1 protein-coding gene is annotated in these 1,420 nt (G+C 67.3%); it reads left to right on the top strand.

Going from position 1 to position 1,420, the window contains the following annotated elements:
- Positions 1 to 80: 80 nt before the first annotated feature.
- Positions 81 to 1,253: an IS701 family transposase gene (locus ABTW64_RS15315; protein WP_047519100.1), complete on the top strand. Its 1,173-nt coding sequence runs from the start codon at positions 81 to 83 to the stop codon at positions 1,251 to 1,253.
- Positions 1,254 to 1,420: the final 167 nt, after the last annotated feature.

Here is a 1,420-nt window from a genome sequence, read left to right as displayed (position 1 = left end):
CTAGTACTACAGTCGCGTTTATTTCGCGTGGTGCGGCGCGTTAGCGCCGTTGTGGGTGATGATCGTGTTAACCCTTGGCGGTGGGTGACGATATTGCTGTGGCGGATGTGCGGGAGTGGGCGGCGGAGCTGGATGAGGTCGCTGGTCTGATCGGGCCGCGGTTCGCTCGTTCGGAGCCGCGCCGGAACGCTGTCGCGTATGTGCGAGGGCTGCTGTCGGAGCAGGAGCGGAAGAACTCGTGGACGCTGTCGGAGCACGCCGGTCAGGTGACGCCGGATCCGATGCAGCGGCTGTTGTCGACCACGGACTGGGATCCCGACCTGGTCCGTGACGATCTCCGCTCCTACGTGGTCGAGCACCTCGGCGACCGTGCCGGAATCCTGATCGTCGATGAGACCGGGTTCTTGAAGAAAGGCGACCGGTCCGCGGGCGTGGCCAGGCAGTACACGGGCACGGCGGGACGGATCGAGAACGCGCAGGTCGGCGTCTTCCTGACGTACTCGACACCCACGGGCCGGACGTTCCTGGATCGGGAGCTGTATCTGCCGAAGACGTGGACCGAGGACCGTGCCCGCTGCGCCCGCGCCGGTGTCCCGAAGGAGCGCGGGTTTCAGACGAAGCCGGAGCTCGCGATGGGCATGCTGGCCCGCGCGATCGATGCCGACGTCCCCGCATCATGGGTGACTGGCGACGCCGTCTACGGCCAGTACTACCGGCTCCGCAAGGCGCTCGAGGATCGCGGGATGTCGTACGTGCTCGCCGTGCCGTCCAGCCAGCGGGTGATCGCGAAGACCACCGTGTCGATCCTCGGGAAGGAGTACCGCGCCGACGCGCTCATCGGCGAGCTCCCAGCCACGGCGTGGCGGACCAGGTCCGCCGGCGCGGGCTCGAAAGGCGACCGCCGATACGCGTGGGCACGCGCCCGGATCAACGGGGAACGCGACCCGGATGCCGAGTACTGGCTCCTCGCCCGCCGCAGCCTCACCGACCCGTCAGAGCTCGCGTACTACCTCTGCCACGGCCCCAAGCGCGTCGCCTTGGGCGAGCTGGTCCGCGTCGCCGGCGCGAGATGGGCGATCGAGGAGACCTTCCAAACGGCGAAAGGGCAGACCGGGCTGGACCACTACCAAGTCCGGCAGTACACCGGCTGGTACCGGCACATCACGCTCTCCATGCTCGCCCACGCCTTCCTCACCGTCACCCGGTCAAAAAGGGGGCTCGAGGAGACAAAGACGGAGACCTCGTCGAGCTGAGCCTGCCCGAGATCCGACACCTCATCGCTGCGCTCGTGCTGAATGCGCCCGCCGACCCCGCGCGAGTGCTCCACCGGTCACGCTGGCGCCGAAAACACCAACACACCGCCCGACGACACCATTATCTACGCCGCGGACACACGCCATAAACGCGACTGTAGTACTAG

This window comes from Microbacterium sp. NPDC096154 (assembly GCF_040302945.1).
Classification (GTDB): Bacteria; Actinomycetota; Actinomycetes; order Actinomycetales; family Microbacteriaceae; genus Microbacterium.
This window is presented reverse-complemented; position numbering and strand designations above follow the sequence as displayed.